The organism is Tepidamorphus gemmatus (assembly GCF_004346195.1).
GTDB classification, from domain to species: Bacteria; Pseudomonadota; Alphaproteobacteria; order Rhizobiales; family Tepidamorphaceae; genus Tepidamorphus; species Tepidamorphus gemmatus.
On sequence record NZ_SMAK01000002.1, the window covers coordinates 326,080 to 343,924 of the forward strand.

General features: G+C 66.2%; 19 protein-coding genes. 11 read left to right on the plus strand and 8 right to left on the minus strand.

Features of this window, described 5'->3' with window-relative positions:
- The first annotated feature begins 100 nt into the window (after nucleotides 1–100).
- The 3 genes from EDC22_RS04390 to EDC22_RS04400 all read left to right on the plus strand — a co-directional run bounded on the left by EDC22_RS04390 (nucleotide 101) and on the right by EDC22_RS04400 (nucleotide 4,214).
- A complete protein-coding gene (locus EDC22_RS04390; protein ID WP_132805392.1) occupies nucleotides 101–1,402 on the plus strand; it encodes an O-antigen ligase family protein in 1,302 nt (433 codons plus the stop codon).
- 20 nt (nucleotides 1,403–1,422) lie between these two features.
- Nucleotides 1,423–2,151: an FkbM family methyltransferase gene (locus tag EDC22_RS04395; protein WP_165926788.1), complete on the plus strand. Its 729-nt coding sequence runs from the start codon at nucleotides 1,423–1,425 to the stop codon at nucleotides 2,149–2,151.
- A gap of 122 nt (nucleotides 2,152–2,273) precedes the next feature.
- Entirely contained in the window at nucleotides 2,274–4,214 is a 1,941-nt protein-coding gene (locus EDC22_RS04400; protein WP_132805394.1) for a polysaccharide biosynthesis protein, read from the plus strand.
- Nucleotides 4,215–4,217: 3 nt separating this feature from the next.
- Here the strand turns inward: EDC22_RS04400 and cutA are convergent, their stop codons facing one another.
- On the minus strand, nucleotides 4,218–4,547 hold the full coding sequence (gene cutA, locus EDC22_RS04405; RefSeq protein WP_132805395.1) for a divalent-cation tolerance protein CutA: 330 nt from the start codon (nucleotides 4,545–4,547) through the stop codon (nucleotides 4,218–4,220).
- Here cutA and EDC22_RS04410 point away from each other — a divergent pair.
- Both EDC22_RS04410 and EDC22_RS04415 read left to right on the plus strand, forming a co-directional pair.
- A complete protein-coding gene (locus EDC22_RS04410; protein ID WP_425385508.1) occupies nucleotides 4,496–5,407 on the plus strand; it encodes an NAD kinase in 912 nt (303 codons plus the stop codon). The two genes, cutA and EDC22_RS04410, sit on opposite strands and share 52 nt — an antisense overlap.
- Nucleotides 5,408–5,477: 70 nt before the next feature.
- Nucleotides 5,478–5,867: a hypothetical protein gene (locus EDC22_RS04415; RefSeq protein ID WP_132805397.1), complete on the plus strand. Its 390-nt coding sequence runs from the start codon at nucleotides 5,478–5,480 to the stop codon at nucleotides 5,865–5,867.
- 7 nt (nucleotides 5,868–5,874) lie between these two features.
- On the opposite strand, the gene EDC22_RS04420 is transcribed toward EDC22_RS04415, so the two are convergent.
- Complete coding sequence (locus tag EDC22_RS04420) at nucleotides 5,875–7,020, minus strand: DUF2336 domain-containing protein (protein ID WP_165926789.1); 1,146 nt, start codon at nucleotides 7,018–7,020, stop codon at nucleotides 5,875–5,877.
- 111 nt (nucleotides 7,021–7,131) lie between these two features.
- On the minus strand, nucleotides 7,132–8,106 hold the full coding sequence (locus tag EDC22_RS04425; RefSeq protein WP_132805399.1) for a lytic transglycosylase domain-containing protein: 975 nt from the start codon (nucleotides 8,104–8,106) through the stop codon (nucleotides 7,132–7,134).
- A gap of 131 nt (nucleotides 8,107–8,237) precedes the next feature.
- Between EDC22_RS04425 and EDC22_RS04430 the strand changes: the two genes are divergently transcribed.
- Nucleotides 8,238–9,128 (plus strand): HpcH/HpaI aldolase/citrate lyase family protein, encoded by an 891-nt coding sequence (locus EDC22_RS04430; RefSeq protein WP_132805400.1) that lies wholly within the window; start codon nucleotides 8,238–8,240, stop codon nucleotides 9,126–9,128.
- Between the two features lie 34 nt (nucleotides 9,129–9,162).
- On the opposite strand, the gene thrS is transcribed toward EDC22_RS04430, so the two are convergent.
- The 3 genes from thrS to EDC22_RS04445 all read right to left on the minus strand — a co-directional run bounded on the left by thrS (nucleotide 9,163) and on the right by EDC22_RS04445 (nucleotide 12,085).
- Nucleotides 9,163–11,106: a threonine--tRNA ligase gene (gene thrS / locus EDC22_RS04435; RefSeq protein WP_132805401.1), complete on the minus strand. Its 1,944-nt coding sequence runs from the start codon at nucleotides 11,104–11,106 to the stop codon at nucleotides 9,163–9,165.
- A gap of 188 nt (nucleotides 11,107–11,294) precedes the next feature.
- The gene (yidD, locus tag EDC22_RS04440; RefSeq protein ID WP_207903706.1) at nucleotides 11,295–11,642 is read right to left on the minus strand and encodes a membrane protein insertion efficiency factor YidD; all 348 of its coding nucleotides are present in this window, start codon (nucleotides 11,640–11,642) and stop codon (nucleotides 11,295–11,297) included.
- The gene (locus tag EDC22_RS04445; protein ID WP_132805402.1) at nucleotides 11,639–12,085 is read right to left on the minus strand and encodes an iron-sulfur cluster assembly scaffold protein; all 447 of its coding nucleotides are present in this window, start codon (nucleotides 12,083–12,085) and stop codon (nucleotides 11,639–11,641) included. The genes yidD and EDC22_RS04445 overlap by 4 nt, the downstream gene beginning before the upstream one ends.
- A 232-nt stretch (nucleotides 12,086–12,317) precedes the next feature.
- On the opposite strand from EDC22_RS04445, the gene folE reads away from it, so the two are divergent.
- The 3 genes from folE to EDC22_RS04460 all read left to right on the plus strand — a co-directional run bounded on the left by folE (nucleotide 12,318) and on the right by EDC22_RS04460 (nucleotide 14,594).
- A complete protein-coding gene (gene folE, locus EDC22_RS04450; RefSeq protein WP_132805403.1) occupies nucleotides 12,318–12,950 on the plus strand; it encodes a GTP cyclohydrolase I FolE in 633 nt (210 codons plus the stop codon).
- Nucleotides 12,951–13,019: 69 nt separating this feature from the next.
- Nucleotides 13,020–13,445 carry a phosphoribosyl-AMP cyclohydrolase gene (hisI, locus tag EDC22_RS04455; protein ID WP_132805404.1) on the plus strand — a complete coding sequence of 142 codons (426 nt, stop codon included), beginning with the start codon at nucleotides 13,020–13,022 and terminating at the stop codon, nucleotides 13,443–13,445.
- Between the two features lie 114 nt (nucleotides 13,446–13,559).
- Nucleotides 13,560–14,594 carry a patatin-like phospholipase family protein gene (locus tag EDC22_RS04460; protein WP_425385509.1) on the plus strand — a complete coding sequence of 345 codons (1,035 nt, stop codon included), beginning with the start codon at nucleotides 13,560–13,562 and terminating at the stop codon, nucleotides 14,592–14,594.
- 23 nt (nucleotides 14,595–14,617) lie between these two features.
- Here EDC22_RS04460 and EDC22_RS04465 read toward each other — a convergent pair whose 3' ends face one another.
- Entirely contained in the window at nucleotides 14,618–15,046 is a 429-nt protein-coding gene (locus tag EDC22_RS04465; protein WP_132805405.1) for a CBS domain-containing protein, read from the minus strand.
- Between the two features lie 148 nt (nucleotides 15,047–15,194).
- Here EDC22_RS04465 and EDC22_RS04470 point away from each other — a divergent pair, with 148 nt between their 5' ends.
- Together EDC22_RS04470 and EDC22_RS04475 are read left to right on the plus strand one after the other, a co-directional pair.
- The gene (locus EDC22_RS04470) at nucleotides 15,195–16,508 is read left to right on the plus strand and encodes a DUF2157 domain-containing protein (RefSeq protein ID WP_165926790.1); all 1,314 of its coding nucleotides are present in this window, start codon (nucleotides 15,195–15,197) and stop codon (nucleotides 16,506–16,508) included.
- A complete protein-coding gene (locus EDC22_RS04475) occupies nucleotides 16,508–17,119 on the plus strand; it encodes a GDYXXLXY domain-containing protein (RefSeq protein WP_165926791.1) in 612 nt (203 codons plus the stop codon). Before EDC22_RS04470 ends, EDC22_RS04475 begins: the two co-directional genes overlap by 1 nt.
- On the opposite strand, the gene EDC22_RS04480 is transcribed toward EDC22_RS04475, so the two are convergent.
- Entirely contained in the window at nucleotides 17,101–17,808 is a 708-nt protein-coding gene (locus EDC22_RS04480; protein WP_132805408.1) for a rhomboid family intramembrane serine protease, read from the minus strand. The genes EDC22_RS04475 and EDC22_RS04480 overlap by 19 nt on opposite strands.
- Nucleotides 17,809–17,845 lie beyond the last annotated feature (37 nt).

Genomic DNA, 17,845 nt, shown 5'->3' on the forward strand with positions numbered 1-17,845 from the left:
TTCCAGCGGTGGCCATTCGGGTCCAGACGGGGGTTTCCTCGCCGACCCCCGCGCCGTATAAGCCTCCGACCTCCTTCAGACAACTCCGGCCCCCGACGGAATGGTCGTTTCCGCGCTTCTCGTTTTCAGACACATCGTCGAGGATGCGCGCCGCTGGGGCGCCTGCTTCGGCCGCCGGGCTGCGGCCGTCGGGCCTGATTTCCTGCGCGACGCCACCCTGACGACGCTGTTCTTCGCGGCGCCGATCACGGTGATCTACTCCAGCCGAGCCCTGCCGACGATACTGCTCATCGCGGCGGCGCTGGCCCTGACGTACCGGACCGCGATCCGCTGCAGCCGGGGCGGACCTGGCGCGATGCGGCTCGCGACGAGCGCAATCGACCCGCGGCGGATGCCCTGGTGGGTGCTGAGCACTCTTGCCCTGATCGGCTTCGCAACGCTGTCGACGCTGTGGTCGCTGTCCCCGGAGTGGACATTCGATCAGTCGGTCAAGATCCTGCTGATCCTGTGCACCGTGCTCATCATCCACCGATGCGTTCCGCCGTTCGAACGCGAGACGCACCGGATTGGCGCGGCGCTTGGCATCGCTCTGGCGGCGATCATCCTGATCGTCGAGTTCACGGTGCCGGGCGGCGTGTTCCGATCCTACATCTACGGACCCAATCCGTCCTACCTCAACCGATCGGTGGTGACGGTGTCGCTGCTGATGTGGCCGGCGCTGGCGCTGACCACCGGGCGCTATCGCCATTACATCCGCGTCGGCGTGATCGTGCTCGTCATCGCCGCTGTGGCGGTCTCGAGCAGCAAGTCGGCACTGCTCGCGATCTGTGCAGGCCTCCTTGTCACCAGCCTGGCGCTGATCAGCCTGCGGACGGCCCAGATCGGCGTGATCGTCGTCGGGACGGCGGCCTTTGTCGCCATGCCTCTGATGGTCAAGCTCATGTCCGATTTCGCCGTCGAGACGGGCGTCGACGAGATGGTCGATCTCAGCAGCGAACGCCGTCTGGAGATCTGGCGGGCGACGGCGGAAGCGGCACTGGAGCGGCCGCTGATCGGCTGGGGGCTGGAGTCGTCCCGGATGTTCGGGCTGCGCGAGATGCCGGGGGTCAACTGGACGATCGGACCGATCCACCATCCCCACAATCCCATCCTGCAGATCTGGGTCGAACTGGGAGCGATCGGAGTCGTTCTGGCGGCCGCGATCATGGTCGGCGTTGTGATGGCGGTCAGCGCCCTTCCGGCACGACGACGATCCTTCGCCTACGGGGCGATCACCGCGACACTGGCGGTCTCCAGCGTCAGCCACGGCGCATGGCAGAGCTGGTGGACCGCTCTGCTCATGATCATGATAGCCCTGTTCGCGATCGGAGAGCGCTTTCCGACCGCCCCCCGCAGCATCTGACCGTCAGGCGATCCGACCGCATGTTCTATCGCCTTTCCCGGCATTCCCGCCTCCACAACACGATGCGCAGGATCGGCTATGCCCTGCTGTGGCGGCTCCCCGAAGGCCCGCTCTACGGCGTCGGGACCAGGCTCCGGCGCCACCGCCTGCCCTACCGTCTGCTGCGGCCCGGTGCGACGGTGGTGCAGATCGGCGCACCGTGGGATACGTTGAGGGCCGGCCGGTCGCGCGCCGTTCATTTCGCCCGTCTGGTCGGGCCAATGGGACGCGTCATGGTGCTGGAACCCGATCCGGACAGCGCGGCGGCTCTGCGCGACTTCGCCGGGCGGCATGGCCTCGACAATCTGACCGTGCTGGCAAAGGGGGCGTGGAGCGAGGCGGGGGAACTCGATTTCCTGCGCGACCCCGACCATCCGGCGGCCAATCTGGTCGAGGCGTTCTATGCCAGCGATCGCTGTGACCGCGACCAATTCGAGCGCACGAGGATCGCCGTCGACCGGCTGGACGACGTTCTGGCGGCCGCCGGGATCGATCGGGTCGACCTCCTGAGCATCACCACCAACGGCTCGGAGAACGACATCCTCGAGGGCATGTCGACCTATCGCGGCAGGGTCTGCTACGTGGCGACAATCGGCACGCTGGCGCAATATCCCGCCCTCGCCCGTCTCGGGTTCGTCCGCCTCGGCGACGACGACCGCGGCACCACCTTCGTCGATCCCGTCGCGCTGGCGGCACGGGCCGCCAACTGAGACCGGATGCGCCCGACCGACAGCCGTGGGTTTGCCGTCGCCCGGCAATTGCGGGTTGGATATCCCGACCCAAGGGTGTAAGCACTCGCCCGGGAACAAAGCTGCGACAGCCGCAGGAACGAATGCATTTTGCGCCGAGCCCGCTGACACCGAAGCGCCTGGCCGCCTTCACCCACGACCTGGTCATGACAGTCGTGGCGATCGGCCTCGGCTACTATATCCGGTTCGGGGCCGACGCCTTCTCCTATCGCGCCAACGAGATCGTGACCCTGATCGCGATCGTCCTGCCTTTCGTATGCGTCATCTACTGGGCATTCGGTCTTTATGCCGGGATCTGGCGGTTCGCGTCGATCCCAGACCTCGTGAACATCGTCAAGGCGGTGACCGCCGTATCGGTCTTCATGGTCGTCCTGGACTTCGTCTCCCGCGGCGCCATCATCGTGCCGCGGACCATCGTCTTCACCAATTGGTTCATCCTGATGGCGCTGCTCGGTGGGCCGCGCTTCCTGTATCGGGTCTACCGCGACCGCCGGCTGCTCAACCGGACCCGGAGAGCCTCCCACACGGCGATTCCGGTCCTGATCGCCGGATCGGGCAACGATGCCGAGATCATCATTCGATCGCTGGAAACCAACGGCCATGACCTGATGCGCCCGATCGGCCTGCTGTCGACCAAGCAGGCCCATGTCGGTCAGCGCATTCGCAACGTGCCGGTGCTTGGCCACACCAGCGATCTCGAGCGCGTGGTCGAGCGGCTTGCCCAGCACGGGCAGATTCCGCGCCGGCTGATCCTGACGAACGAAGCGCTGGTGAAGGAGCGGGACATCGAACAGGTGATCTCGCGTGCCAGGAAGGTCGGTCTGAGCGTCGAGCGGCTGACCCATCCGGGCCTCGACAGCGTCAATGGCGACGGCCGCCTGCGGCTCGCCCCGATCAACATCGAGGATCTGCTCGGCCGTTCGACCCGCGAACTCGACTACACGATGATCCGCAACCTCGTCGCCGGCCAGAAGGTGCTGGTGACGGGTGGCGGTGGAACGATCGGCAGCGAGCTGTGCCGGCAGATCGCCGGCATGAGCTGCGAACGGCTGATGATCGTCGAGAACTCAGAGTTCGCCCTGTATGCGATCACCAAGGATCTGAAGCGCGATTTTCCCGGCATCCCTGTCGAGGGACGTCTCTGCGATGTCCGCGATCGCCGGAAGGTCGCCGACCTGGTGGAACGATTCAGACCTGACCTGGTGTTCCATGCCGCGGCGTTGAAGCACGTGCCGATCGTCGAACAGCACGTGGCCGAAGGAATTCTGACGAACACCGTCGGCACGGTGAATGTTGCCGACGCGACCCGGAAGGTCGGGGCCAAGGCGATGGTGATGATCTCGACCGACAAGGCTGTACAGCCGAGTTCGGTGATGGGCGCGACGAAGCGGGCGGCGGAGACCTACTGCGAGGCGCTGGATGCGCTCGGATTTGCCGCAAGCAACCGCGTCAACGGCGATGGCGGCCGTGAGACCCGATTCATGTCGGTCCGGTTCGGCAACGTGCTGGGCTCGAGCGGCTCCGTCGTGCCGCTGTTCAAGGAGCAGCTCGAACAGGGCGGCCCGATCACGGTGACCCATCCGGACATGAAGCGCTACTTCATGACCATCAGGGAGGCGGTCAGCCTCGTCCTGATGGCCTCCGCGCTCGGCCTGTCCTCGCGCGACCGCATCTCCATCTTTGTTCTGGACATGGGCGAGCCGGTGCGGATCGTCGATCTTGCCGAACGGATGATCCGGCTGGCCGGTTTCGAACCGGGAACGGACATCCAGATCGAGTTCACGGGCATGCGCGACGGCGAGAAGCTCAACGAGGAGCTGTTCGATTCCGGCGAACCGCTGAAATCGACCGAAGTCGCTGGCATCCTGGCCGCCGAACCGCGGGCGATCGTTCCGGCGACATTCATCGAGGAGATCGAGGTCCTGCGGCAGGCGATCGAAACAGGCGATGAGTCAGGCATGCTGGACCGGCTGTCTGCGATCGTCCCGGAATACGTACCGCACAAGCCGCATCAGCTTTCCTGAGGCTCAGCCTGTCTGCGCCTCCACCCAGGCGGAATAGGGATGGTTCGCCGTCTCCGGAGCGAGCACGATGATCGCCGGCGTGTCGTAGGGATGCAGCCCTTGCAGCACCTCCACTGCGGCCTGGACGACTGCGAGGCGGGTCTTGACGATCATCGCCACCTCGTCCTCGCAGGCGAGACTGCCCTGCCATTCGTAGATCGACGTCATGCCCGGAAAGATGTTGACACACGCGGCGAGCCTGCGCTCAACGAGCGCCCGTCCGCAGCGTTCCGCGTCGTACCGTGTGGCAAAGGTCGTATAGATCAGCCTCAGAGGGTCGTTCGGATCGCTCATGGCCTTTCCCTGCATTGGCATATGTCCGCCGCCCGGTATATTGCGCCCACGTCACAGCGGAAACCGCCATGCATACGCCCGAGACCGCGCGGCCGAGATTCCGGACCATCGCATTCCTGTCCAGTCCGATTACCGAAGCCGACACCGCGCGCCGGCGCCTCGAGGCCCGCTACGGTGGCGTCGATCCGGATACGGCCGAGGTGATCGTCGCGCTGGGCGGCGATGGCTTCATGCTTCAGGTGCTGCACCGGTTCATGAACACCGGCAAGCCGATTTACGGCATGAACAGGGGGTCCGTCGGATTCCTGATGAACGAATTCTCGGAGGACGGCCTGATCGAGCGCCTGAATGAGGCAGCGGTGGCCGTCGTCCATCCCCTGGTCATGACGGCGACCGACAGCGAGGGCCGGGTTCACGAAGCGCTCGCGCTCAACGAGGTATCGCTGCTGCGCCAGACCTATCAGGCCGCGAAGCTCAGGGTCCTCATAGACGGCAAGGTCCGGCTCGAGGAGCTGGTTTGCGACGGTCTGCTCGTCGCCACGCCGGCGGGCTCGACTGCCTACAACCTGTCCGCCCACGGACCGATCATTCCGATCAATGCGCCACTGCTGGCGCTGACTCCGATCAGCCCGTTCCGTCCTCGCCGTTGGCGGGGCGCCCTGCTGCCGAACGAGGCGACCATCGAGATCGAGATCCTCGAGGCCGACAAGCGCCCGGTCAACGCCGTGGCGGATCATGTCGAGATCCGGTCGGTACGCCGCGTCAGTGTGCGCGAATCGAAGGATTGCGAAGCCATCATGCTGTTCGATCCAGGCCACAATCTCGACGAGCGGATACTGGCCGAGCAATTCGGCTACTAGCGGTTCAGGCTTCGTTAAGTCTGCCTGCCTACCGTCAGCTCCTGCGTAGAAGCGCGGGAGTAAGACAGGAATGTCCATTGGCGAACAGAACGGCACGAGCCATTCCCTCAGGGCCACCGAGGATACGGGCAAGGTCGTGATACATCCGGCTACGGGAGCCGCCGCCGCCCGCATGGTTAGCGCCCTCGCCGACGAGTTCGACCGGTGGATGGTCGACGAGATCGAAGAACTGGCGCAGGTCTACGAGAATGCCTCTGCGAGCTTTGCCAGTCATGCCCGCGAACTGTCCGCCCTCACCGAACGGCTGATCGAACAGGCGAACCTGCTCGGCCATCCGCAAGTGGCTGCCATTGCCAGCCGCCTGCACGCGCGCATTATGGCAATGCCGACAGACTTCGCTCCAGCGGATGCGTCCCTCGCACGCCAGATCGGCGAATTGCGAGACGCGGCAATCCGCTGAACCCACGTCAGGCCGCCTGGAAATACCCGCCCGATTGCATCCGCGCTTCCTCGCGCGCCGCGTCGGTTGCCAGACGCCAGAGCAGCGCTGCGAACTCGTCGATCTCGGCGGGGGTGAAGCTGTCATGGCCGAGGGCCGTCAGCACCCGCTCGAGCATCGTCCGTCCCATCCTGGCGCGTCCCAGTTCGGTCCCGTCATCCGTCTGGTCGCGCAGCACCTCGATCATCGCGCGGATCACCGGCAGTGCCGCCGGTGCAAGCCCCGACTTGCGATACAGCGCACAGAAGCCGGCGCCATTGTCCTGCATCAGCGCCACGACGCGCGAGACAGGCGTCCGGGCCAAATGGCTCAGCGCATCCTCCACGAAGCCGCGGTGACCGGTGGCGAGTGCGCGGATCATCAGGGTCGCAGTGAGGCGCCCCTCGACGGCCAGCATCTCGATCAGCCTTCGACGATGCGTATCGCGACAACTGGCGGCCAGATCGACGACCGCGCGATCCCGGGCGTCGGCGATCACCCTGTTCGCCTGCTGCGGCGACAGCCAGTCGCGCGCGATGACCAGATCGGCAAGAACCTGCGCCAAGCCGTCGATCAGCCTCTGGCGAAGCGTCGCTGGGAGCTCCGGTCGGGCGAGCAGGGCCTCGCGAATCCGCGCGCTGCTGCCATGCCGTTCGACGAGGCGGCCCAGCGAGGACGCGGTTATCGCGGCCCGCGGATTGGCGAGCAGCGCGAGGCAGGCCTCCGGACCGGACACCTCGATGAGAGCTGCGGCCAACCCGACGCCGACATCGTCGCGGCTGGCGATCGCGACGCGCTTGCGTTCGCAGCCGCCGCCGGCATAGTCGACGAGTTCCACCTCGCTCAGCAGCGGGGACCGGCGCAGCACGATCGTCGAGATGTCAGGGAGATCCTCGGCCAGACCGCGGATCAGGGGACGCGGCGCGTCCGGACTGGATGCGAGGGCTTCCGCCATCGCACGGCGGACACGTGGCGCGGGATCATCGAGTACAGCCAGCAGCGCCGTCGCAGCGGCCGAACGGTTCTCCGCGTCGAGCGGAACCTCGAGATAGACACGGACGAGAGCCCGGACGATTTCTGCCCGCTGGGACGGTTCCGACATCGCAAGCCTGTCGAGGAAACGTCTGACGAGCATCATGACAACTCCGGTGCAAGGAGCCTTGCGGCCCACTCAACGCTTTCCGGAATGGTCTCAGGGAACGCTTAAAGAAGCGTTCACCATAAAATCGCGGAAACACCCCTGGTTTCAGTAGACCGGCAGCGACGGGTCGTCGCGCAGCGATCCGGCTGCGACCTGTCCTGCGGACAGGACGGATGCAGCCGTGTCGGCACGTAGCTTGCCGGTGGCGACGTCAAGTTCGACCTCGCCCGGGCGGCGCGGCCCATCGGCCGTGACGACGACCGGATCGCCGATGAAACCGGCCGATCGCGGAGACGGGTCCAGGGCCGACCAGAAACCGGCGACGGCGCGACCGATCGGACCGAGGGTCGACCCGGACCCGGAATGGAACAAGCCGTGGAAGACGTGATCCTGGCTCGCCCGCCCGGGCTGGAAGGCGAGATATTTCGCAGGAGCGGTCGGCGTGGTCGGCGGCTCTCTCCGGAAGCCGGCGACCAGGCGATCATACACCTCCGAAGCCGTCCGCGCCCTGCCCTCGCTCGTGTAGAAGATCGAGCGATTGGCCGCTGCGGCCTGGGGAAAGTGCTTGGCAGCGGAGCGGTCGGGCGCCTGCTCGGCAAGCCTGATCAGGTCGAGGGCGCCCTGGGGGCCAAGGAAGTGCGCGACATAGAGCTCACCCTCGGTCGGCTGTCGCCCGAGGCCGGCGCGCAGGCTTTCGGCATTGCGGACCGCGAGTTCGCCCGCCATCAGGGCTGCCGCCTTGGGATCCTTCTTCAGATCGAGGATGTCCCTGAGCGCGGCCTGGTCGGCGACGGCATAGCCGCCGGACGCGGTGCGCTTGATCTTGGCGGCATAGGCGCCGTAGCCATGCTGTTCACCGGCCTCCTTGAGCATGGCGATCCACGTGCTGTCGATGAACTGGAACAGGCCGGCTGCGGACGATGTGCGCGCCCTGGCCTCCGGGTTCAGATTCGATTCGCGACGCGCCGTCGTCATCAGATAGGCGAAATCGGCGCCGGTGCGGCGGCTGGCGTGCTCGACCGCCGAGCCGACGCCGGATGTCGGATCCTCGCTCTTGCCGATCGACGTGAACAGGAACATCACGCTGGTCTTCGCCCGTGGTCCGGAATGAGGTAATCCGGTCGACAGCACCCTGAATGCGTATGGTAAACGAGCCGTTAACCAGCGTCTGCGGATGCGGAAGACAGAGCCGAGCCCTGGGGAGAATGCCGTTGCGGTCCCTTCTGTTCGTACCCGGCGACAGTCCGAGGAAATTCGCCCGCGCCATGCAGAGCGGTGCGGATGCACTGATCCTCGACCTCGAGGATTCGGTCGCGCCTGACCTCAAGGCGCAAGCGAGGGACATCGCGGCCAGGCTACTGGCCGAGGCACGCGGGCAGTCGGGCCGACCGCGCCTCTATGTCCGCGTCAACGCGCTCGACACTGGCCTGACCGACGCCGACCTCGATGCGGTGATTCCGCACGAACCCGACGGCATCGTGCTGCCGAAATCGTCGAAGGGCGCAGATGTCATGCTGCTCGATGCCAAGGTGACGACATCGGAGGCGCTAGCCGGCATCGAGGATGGCCGCACCCGTATCCTTGCAATCGTTACCGAAACGGCCGCGTCCCTGTTTGCCATCGGAACCTACGACGGATCGAGCGCGCGCCTGGAAGGGATGACCTGGGGCGGGGAGGATCTCTCGGCCGACATCGGTGCGTTCTCGAACCGCGATGCGGCCGGCCGCTATACCGACGTCTACAGGTTGGCCAGAGCCCTGTGCCTCGCGGGCGCGGCAGCGGCGGGGGTTCTGCCGATCGACGCGGTATACACCGACTTCCGCGATGCCAAAGGCCTGCGGCGCGAATGCGATGAGGCCGTTCGCGACGGTTTCGTCGCAAAGATGGCCATTCATCCGGACCAGGTGTCGGTGATCAACGAGGCGTTCACACCGTCCGAAGCCGCAGTCCGCGAGGCGGAGGCCGTGCTGCGCGCCATGTCCGAAGCGGGTGAGACCGGAGTCGCCAGCCTTGACGGACAGATGATCGACCGCCCGCATGTGCGCCGCGCCGAGCGCATCCTGCAGCGGGCAAGGTCAACCGGCCGGCTCGGCCGGGCCTGAGAAGCCAGCCCGGCCGGTCTCCCCGGCGTTCGGGTCAGGCGGCGAGCGCCGCCGCGTTGCGTCGGACGTCCGGAGGCGTCGCCTCGGCGACCAGCGCGGTCACCGCCTGGTCAAGGGTCATCGCCACCTGGTCCTTCGAGCCGAGACGGCGGATGTTGACCGTACCCTCCTGCGCCTCGCGGCGGCCGCAGACGATGATCACCGGCACCTTGGCGAGCGAATGCTCGCGGACCTTGTAGTTGATCTTCTCGTTCCTGAGGTCGACCTCGGCCCGCAGTCCGGCCGCCTCCAGCGCCTGCCGGACCTTCAGCGCATAGTCGTCGGCCTCGGAGGTGATTGTCGCGACGACGACCTGCACCGGCGCGAGCCAGAGCGGCAGGTGGCCAGCATCGTTCTCGATCAGAATGCCGGTGAAGCGCTCGAGGGATCCGAACATCGCCCGGTGAAGCATGACCGGGACGTGCCGGTCACCGTCCGGACCGATATAGAACGCCCCGAGCCGACCCGGCAGGTTGAAGTCGACCTGCAGCGTACCGCATTGCCAGTCGCGGCCGATCGCGTCGCGCAGCACATATTCGAGCTTCGGACCGTAGAAGGCTCCTTCTCCGGGATTGAGCGTCCAGGCGATGCCGGCGGCCTCGCAGGCGGCTTTCAACGCCGCTTCGGCCTTGTCCCAGACCGCATCGGACCCGACGCGCTTCTCGGGCCGGTCCGAGAACTTGACGCGCACATCATCGAACCCGAAGTCGCGATAGATCGACAGGATCAGCGCATTGACCGCGATGCACTCCTCGGTGATCTGATCCTCGGTGCAGAAGATGTGCGCGTCGTCCTGGGTGAAGTGACGCACACGCAGCAGGCCGTGCAGCGCACCGGACGGTTCGTAGCGATGAACCTTGCCGAATTCTGCAATTCTCAGAGGTAGATCCCGGTAGCTTTTGAGGCCGTTCCTGAAGATCTGCACATGGCCGGGACAGTTCATCGGCTTGCAGCAATGGACCCGCTCGTCCGGCGTGATCGTGGTGAACATGTTCTCGCCGAACTTCTCCCAGTGACCCGACTGTTCCCAGAGCGTGCGCTCCATCATGTCGGGGGTGTTCACCTCGAGGAAATCGGCCTCGTGCTGGCGGCGGCGCATGTAGCCGATCAGCGTCTGGAACAGCGTCCAGCCCTTGGGGTGCCAGAAGACGGCCCCGGGCGCCTCCTCCTGGAAGTGGAACAGGTCCATCTCGCGACCGAGGCGGCGGTGGTCGCGCTTCTCGGCCTCCTCGAGCATCGTCAGGTAGGCCTTGAGGTCGGCCTCGCTGGCCCAGGCCGTGCCGTAGATGCGCTGCAGCATCGGATTGCTGGAATCGCCACGCCAGTAGGCGCCTGCGAGCTTCAGCAGCTTGAAGGCGGTCCCGACCCTACCCGTTGACGGCCCGTGCGGACCGCGGCAGAGGTCGAGCCACTCGCCCTGACGATAGATCCTGAGCTCGTCGCCCTCGGGGATCGCGTCGATCAGCTCGACCTTGTAGCGCTCACCCTTCTCGCCGAAGTAGCGGCGGGCGTCCTCGCGGCTCCAGACTTCGCGGGTGAAGGGCGCATCGCGCGCGACAATCTCGCGCATCTTCGCCTCGATCGCGGCAAAGTCATCCGGCGTGAAGGCCTCCTCGCGGGCGAAATCGTAATAGAAGCCGTTCTCGATGACCGGGCCGATGGTGACCTGCGTGCCGGGAAAGAGTTCCTGGACCGCCTCGGCCAGAACGTGTGCGGCATCGTGGCGAATGATCTCCAGTGCCTCGGGCTGATCGCGGGTGATGATCTCGATCCGCGCGTCATCGGTGATCGGCTGGGACAGATCCTTCAGCTCGCCGTTGAGCCGGACCACCATCGCCTTCTTGGCGAGCGACTTCGAGATGCCTTCTGCGACCTCGGCGCCCGTTATGCCGGCGGGAAACTCGCGTCTGGAATTGTCGGGAAACGTCAGCGTGATCATCATCTTCTCCTGCTCAACTCCTGCAAACGACGCAGGTAAGCGGCTTGTTGACGGTGCCAGCGGACATTCACCCGCCGGATCGGCATCCACATCGTGACTGCCCCCGCCCCGGGCAACCTCCCCTGCCTGCGCGGGAATGCCGACTTGGGCCTGGCAATGACGAACGTGAAATGTCTGGCGGTCGGCGACTAGTCGTCATCCGGCCGCAGCGAGATGTGTCGGCCGCTCCAGCGACCGTAGCGCCACGGCTTATACCAGCGCGAGTCCGCCGGCAAGGCATCCGGCAAGGGGTCGAAGCCGCAAGCTCCCCAGGGATTGCACCGCGAGAACCGGGCAAGGCCGATCCAGAGCCCCGGCCAGGGACCGAACCGGCGGATGGCGTCCTCGGTGTATTCGGAACAGGTCGGGAGATAGCGGCAACGCCGGCCGATCAGCGCCGACAGCGTATAGCGGTAGATGCGGATCAGGCCAATGAGAGCAATGCCGGCAACCTCAGCCGCGATCCCCGTCGATGATCGGTGTGCGCCACCGGTCAGGCCGCACTCTCCCTCTGCCGCGCCAGCGCCTTCTCGACGGCGTCCACCGTCGCGTCGAAGGTCAGCATCGTCGAGGCGTGGCGCGCCTTGAAGTCGCGCACCGGCTCCAGGACGGCACAATCGGCCCAGCGACCACCGGGCGGCGGTCCGTTGTCCTTCAGCATCGCACGCATCTCGTCGCGGAGTTTCCGAAGTTCGGGAAGCGTCGCGCCGATGACGTTGCGTGCCATGATCGAGGATGCCGACTGGCCGAGGGCGCAGGCCTTCACCTCGTGCGCAAAGTCGGCGACTGTCTCGCCGTCCATCCGAACATCGACGGTCACGGTAGAGCCGCACAGGCGGCTGTGTGCCGTTGCGGTGGCATCGGGATGGGGCAGCCGGCCAAGCCGCGGAATGTTGGCCGCAAGCTCCAGGATGCGCTTGTTATAGATCTCGTCCAGCATCGAAGGACTGCCCTACAGCGCGCCGCGTCCGCGTGATGATCGCCCGGAAGCAGCCGATCCGAAGCGCCCGATCGCCTTGCGGCCCGGAATCCTGCCCTATATATCGAAGCAATCGGTCGGTCTGGCAAGCGGGCCGGGTAAAGCGGACGCAGCGCCTTCGGATTGATCCGCACGCGATTGCGCGGCGTAAGAGAACGAGGGTGCAATGGCGGACGGCTCGAAGAGAGATGCCATGGATGCGATGATCCGCAACTACCGCGGCACTGCGCACGACGTGAACGACCGTGACCCCCGGGGTCGGCCGAGCCGTGAGCAGGTCGAGGCCGCGGTGCGAACGCTGATCGCCTGGACCGGTGACGATCCCAAGCGCGAAGGATTGATCGACACCCCCCGGCGCGTCGCCAAAGCGTTCGAGGAGCTCTATGGTGGCTATTTCGAATGCCCCATCGAGGCCCTGTCGCGTACCTTCGAGGAGGTCGGCGGCTATGATGACATCGTGTTGCTGCGCGATGTTCCGTTCTTCTCGCACTGTGAGCATCACATGCTGCCCTTCGTCGGAAAGGCGAATATCGCCTACTATCCGGCCGGGCGCGTCGTGGGATTATCGAAGCTTGCGCGGGTCGTGGAGACCTATGCACGGAGGCTGCAGACCCAGGAGAATCTGACTGCCCAGATCGCCACGACCATTGACGAGGTGCTGCAGCCGCACGGCGTGGCCGTAATGCTCGAGGCGGAGCACATGTGCATGAGCCTGCGTGGCGTGCACAAGCACGGCGTGTCGACCGTCACGACCCAGTTCACCGGGCGTTTCCGCGACAACGTCGGCGAGCAGGATCGCTTCCTGCGTCTGGTTCGCGATCGCTGACACGGGGCCGGCGGTCTGCAGCGTCGTTACGGTTGACAGGGCGGCGCGCCTGGTCGCACTTGTGCGGTCATGGACAGTCACTTCCCCTTCCCGGCTCCCGGCGACAAGCAGGCTCTCGAGACCAGCGGCCTCATGACCCCGCGCTTCGGCGCCGACGGGCTGGTCACATGTGTCGTCACCGATGCCGACGACGGCGAGGTTCTGATGCTCGCCCACATGAATGCCGAGGCATTGGCGCTGTCGATCGAGACAGGTATCGCCCATTACTGGAGCCGCTCGCGCCAGGAATTGTGGCGCAAGGGCGATACCAGCGGTTCGGTGCAGTCGATCGTCGAGATGCGCATCGATTGCGATCAGGACGCAGTGTGGATCAAGGTACGTGTCGGCGGATCGGGGGCGAGCTGCCACACCGGCCGCCGGTCCTGCTTCTACCGGATCGTCGAGACCGGTCCGATCCCTGCCGGCGGCCCCGTCCTGCGTGACGGCGACCGGTAACCGTACTGCCGAAAATGCGACGCAGTTCTGAAACTATCGTCCTGCAGACCTGTTAATCTAACCGTGCCCCGTGACGGCAGCGCAGTCGTCGGATGGCGCAGGCAGGAGACCGTCGTGTTCCAGTCGTTCACCCGTCGCGTGCTGTCGCCGGCCGACGGAGGCACCACGGCCGTTGCGGCACCACGGTCGCCGCAGAGCGCCAGCAGGCGCGCGCCGGGGCCTGCCCCGTCGCGACCGACGATTGGCGTCGCGCTGGGCGGAGGCGCTGCGCGCGGTTGGGCGCATATCGGGGTTCTGCGGACTCTCGAGGCCGCCGGATATGCACCCGACATCCTCGCCGGCACGTCGATCGGAGCCGTCGTTGGCGGCTGCTACGCCGCGGGCAAGCTCGACGAGATCGAGGAATTCGCGCTTTCGCTCACGAAGCGACGGGTCTTCGGACTGCTCGACTTCAATCTCGGCGGCTCGGGACTCATTACCGGCAACCGGCTGTCGGATCTGCTGGAACGCCAGTTCGAGGGTATCACGACCGAGAGTCTGCCGCGAAAGTTCTGCGCGATCGCCACCGAACTCGGCACGGGCCACGAGATCTGGCTGTCGCAGGGCCGTTTGGTCGATGCCATGCGCGCCTCCTACGCCCTGCCCGGCGTGTTCCGCCCTGTGCGGATTGCCAATCGCTGGCTGATCGACGGCGCGCTGGTCAACCCGATACCCGTGTCTGTCGCCCGGGCGATGGGCGCGCGGCTGGTGATTGCTGTCAATCTTCATTCCGACGTTTTCGGACGCGGTTCGATCCAGCCCTATTGGGCGGAGGCAGAAGCCGAAGGTAAGGAGGATGCCGACTCGGCCGCCAGCCACGGCAGTGCCGGACGGCTGGTACGGCGGCAGATGTTTGGCCGCCGCGACGGCCCGCCGGGCATCTCTTCGGTGATGACCGACGCCTTCAACATCACCCAGGACCGCATCGCGCGCGCGCGGCTCGGCGGCGATCCGCCGGATGTCGCGGTGCAGCCGCGCATGCGCCGGATCGGGTTGTTCGAGTTTCATCGGGCGCGTGAGGCCATCGCGCTGGGGATCGAGGCGGCCGAGCGCGCGCTCGATGACATTGCCGAGGCGGTGGAAACCCTCAGCCTCGCCGAACGGCGATAGGGCGCGACGCCGCCGCGGCGCCGTCAGGCAGTGATGTATTCGCGCATGGCGGACGCCTCGGCTTCGGCTTCGGCGATGCGGTGCTTGACCAGGTCACCGATCGAAACGATGCCGACCATGCGGCCGTCGACGACCACCGGAACGTGGCGGAATTTCCCGTCCGTCATCTTCTCCATCAGCGCAGGCACTGTATCATCCGGCGCACAGGTGACGACCTTGCTGGTCATGAATTCAGCGACCGGCGCGTCGAGCGCGGCCGCACCGTGCCGCGCCAGTGCACGCACGAAGTCGCGTTCGGAGAAGATGCCTTCGACCGTGCAGCCGTCGGAACTCACCACCACGGCGCCGACGCCCTTCTCCTCGAGAAGCTCGCAGACCCTCGCGAGGGATGTGTCGGGATGCGCGGTCAGGACATTGCGGCCCTTGCGAGCCAAGATCACCTCGACGGTCATGACGACGTTCTCCCCACTGACCACCGACGCGGACCAGGCCGCTTTATCGGCGGATAGGTTCCGATATGATGCGCGCGTCCGCGCCGGCATGCAACTTCGCCACCGGGGTGGCGGACTCCGCCATCGACGGTACCGCGAACCATCAGCGATGCTCAATTCTCTCTACCGACGCAGGCTCGAACGTGACCTGGAAGTGTGGCTTGAGAAGGGGTGGGTGACCCGAGAGGGTGCTGCGGCCATCCTCGGCAGCGTCGCAGACGACGGGCGGGCTCGAACGGCAGCGGTCATCGGCTTCCTCGGCGCCGTACTGATCGCGATGGCGGCGATCGCCTTCGTCGCTTCGAACTGGCAGGATTTCCCGCGCCCGCTGCGCATGCTCGTCCTCGTGGCGGGAATGGCGCTCGCCTACGGCATCGCGGGGCTGCTGGCGCGCGCGCGGCACCCACATTTCGCCGATGCCGCGGTTTTTGCGGGCACGGCCCTGTTCGGCGCCTCGATCGTGCTCGTCGCCCAGAGCTACCATCTGTCCGGCGACTATCCTGACCCGCTGCTGCTGTGGGGTGCCGGCGCGCTGCTTGCCGCGGCAATGGCCGGCTCGCGCGCATCGCTGGTGCTGGCTCTTGTCGTGTTCTGCCTGTGGTCCTGGTACGAGGTGACGGAGTTCGGCTGGATCGTGCATTGGCCGTTCATCATCGCGCTCGCGGCGGTCACGGCGACTGCGACGTGGTGGCGGTGGGGCGCCGGGCTGCATCTCTCGGCCCTGGCCTTCATCGGCTGGACCGGCACGAGTATCGTCGCACTGGCCTGGAGCCGCGACTGGTCGGCCGCCGCAACGGTCCTGCTGATGTTTGCCATCGGCATCGCCACCTTCGGCGCAGGTCGGTTCGCCGCGGTCAGCGGCGGTCCCATCAAGCCGGCAGGTCGTGCCATCGCCTTATACGGTCTGGCTGGGATGATGGGCACGCTGGTCGTGCTGCAGCTCCTCATGTTCGGCATCGGCAGCGGCAGTTCGAGCGGCGATGCCTGGCCGCTGTGGGGCGCGCTCGGCTTCTCGGTCGCAGGCGCGACGCTGCTTTCGACTTCGCGGGCATCAGGCTCGCTGCTCGACGCATCGGTGCTGATCGCTGCCGGCGCCGGAACGGCCGGTCTCCTGCACCTGTCGCAGACCGTGAACCAGGACAGTGCCGGACCGCCGTTGATCCAGATGGGCATCGGTGTGCTGGCGCTTGTCGTCGCAGTCTGGGCGATTTCGTTCGGGAACCGGTCCGCGAGCCGCACCGCCGCTAATCTCGGGCTCGTCGCCTTCGCGATCGAGGTTCTTTACATCTACTGGGTGACTTTCGGGACGCTATTGGACACCGCGCTGTTCTTCCTCGTCGGCGGCGTGCTGCTGATCGGCCTTGCCGCCGTGCTGGTCCGGCTGCAACGGCGGCTGAAACCGGCTGATGCGGAGGCGTCATGATGAGCCTGGCTTCGGCTCCCGGGGCGGGGCTTTGGGCGCGGCTGGCGGCGATCCTGGTGATCCAGGCCGCGGCGCTCGGCTGGATGATCTACGAGCGGGCCGAACTGCTGCGCACCGGCACCGAAGTGAGGCTCGCCGTCGTGCCGATAGATCCGCGCGACCTGTTCCGCGGCGACTACGTGACGCTGACCTATGACATCTCGCTGCTGCGACCGCAGGTGATCGGCGGAGATACCGGATTCGACGTCAACGATCCGATCTGGGTGACGCTGGATACCAGCCTGGCGGGACCTGCGCAGCCGCAGGGAGTGTTTCGCCACAGGCCGCCGACCTTGCCTGGTCAGGCCGTCATCCGCGGCCGAGTAGAACGCATCTTCTCGGGAATCCAGCCTCGCGACGCTCCCGACGCGTGTCCGGCCCCCTGCACGACGCTGGAAGTTGACTACGGGATCTCGCAATACTTCGTGCCCGAGGGCGAGGGGCGCAGCCTGGAGACCCTGCGCAATGACAGCCGGGTGAGTGTCGTCGCTGCGGTGAACAGCCGCGGCAGGGCGGCGATCAAGCAATTGCTGGTCGACGGTGTCGTGCGTTATCAGGAGCCGTTGTTCTGATCCGGGAAGGAAGCATCTTGGCGCGGCGAAGCGGCTGGGTCGAACAGCCGGAAGCCGAGCAGTCCGGTGAGAAACCCGCCGATATGGGCCTCCCAGGCGACCGATGCATCGCCATCACCCGCCATGCCGGTGGCCCCGAAGGCGTAGTTGACCGCGAACCAGATGGCCACGAACGCCAGCACCCGCACGTCGTGGAACGCTCGCGCCAGCGGCAGGGCCGGCTGCTTCCAGCGCGCATCCGGATCGGTACTCCAGATGGAGGCGGGGTGCTGGAAGGCGAACCGCACGGCAGCGCCCATCTGGCCGGAAATCGCGGCCGACGCACCCACCACCGGCGCGAATTCGCCCCAGTGGGTGAGCAGATGAGCACCGGCTCCAGCGATTGCCGCCACCGCCGACAGCAGCACGAAGCGAACCGTGCCGAAACGGCGCAGGACCGGCGTGCCGAACGCGATCATCCAGGCGACATTCACGCCGAGATGCATCCAGCTGCCGTGCAGCAGCGCATAGGTCAGAAAGGTCCAAAGATCGGCTCCTGCTCCGCCGGGGAAGCTCAGGCCGATCAGCGAATCAGAGATGTACCGAGCGGGTACGAAGGCGAACGTGAACAGGACCCAGAGGTCCGTTTCGAACGGAAGCAGCGACCGCAAAACGTGGATTGCGGTGAGGATCGCGACACCGGCGACCATCGCGGCAGGCAGGTTGAAGATCGGCTCGCGCGCGTTT

Excerpts from the sequence above, each read along its gene's own strand:
- EDC22_RS04390 (WP_132805392.1), top strand. The coding sequence starts at position 101 with ATGGTCGTTTCCGCGCTTCTCGTTTTCAGACACATCGTCGAGGATGCG.
- EDC22_RS04395 (WP_165926788.1), top strand. The coding sequence starts at position 1,423 with ATGTTCTATCGCCTTTCCCGGCATTCCCGCCTCCACAACACGATGCGC.
- EDC22_RS04400 (WP_132805394.1), top strand. The coding sequence starts at position 2,274 with ATGCATTTTGCGCCGAGCCCGCTGACACCGAAGCGCCTGGCCGCCTTC.
- cutA (WP_132805395.1), bottom strand. The coding sequence starts at position 4,547 with ATGAGCGATCCGAACGACCCTCTGAGGCTGATCTATACGACCTTTGCC.
- EDC22_RS04415 (WP_132805397.1), top strand. The coding sequence starts at position 5,478 with ATGTCCATTGGCGAACAGAACGGCACGAGCCATTCCCTCAGGGCCACC.
- EDC22_RS04420 (WP_165926789.1), bottom strand. The coding sequence starts at position 7,020 with ATGCTCGTCAGACGTTTCCTCGACAGGCTTGCGATGTCGGAACCGTCC.
- EDC22_RS04425 (WP_132805399.1), bottom strand. The coding sequence starts at position 8,106 with ATGTTCCTGTTCACGTCGATCGGCAAGAGCGAGGATCCGACATCCGGC.
- thrS (WP_132805401.1), bottom strand. The coding sequence starts at position 11,106 with ATGATCACGCTGACGTTTCCCGACAATTCCAGACGCGAGTTTCCCGCC.
- EDC22_RS04445 (WP_132805402.1), bottom strand. The coding sequence starts at position 12,085 with ATGCTGGACGAGATCTATAACAAGCGCATCCTGGAGCTTGCGGCCAAC.
- folE (WP_132805403.1), top strand. The coding sequence starts at position 12,318 with ATGGATGCGATGATCCGCAACTACCGCGGCACTGCGCACGACGTGAAC.
- hisI (WP_132805404.1), top strand. The coding sequence starts at position 13,020 with ATGGACAGTCACTTCCCCTTCCCGGCTCCCGGCGACAAGCAGGCTCTC.
- EDC22_RS04465 (WP_132805405.1), bottom strand. The coding sequence starts at position 15,046 with ATGACCGTCGAGGTGATCTTGGCTCGCAAGGGCCGCAATGTCCTGACC.
- EDC22_RS04470 (WP_165926790.1), top strand. The coding sequence starts at position 15,195 with ATGCTCAATTCTCTCTACCGACGCAGGCTCGAACGTGACCTGGAAGTG.
- EDC22_RS04475 (WP_165926791.1), top strand. The coding sequence starts at position 16,508 with ATGAGCCTGGCTTCGGCTCCCGGGGCGGGGCTTTGGGCGCGGCTGGCG.
- EDC22_RS04480 (WP_132805408.1), bottom strand. The coding sequence starts at position 17,808 with ATGGTCGCCGGTGTCGCGATCCTCACCGCAATCCACGTTTTGCGGTCG.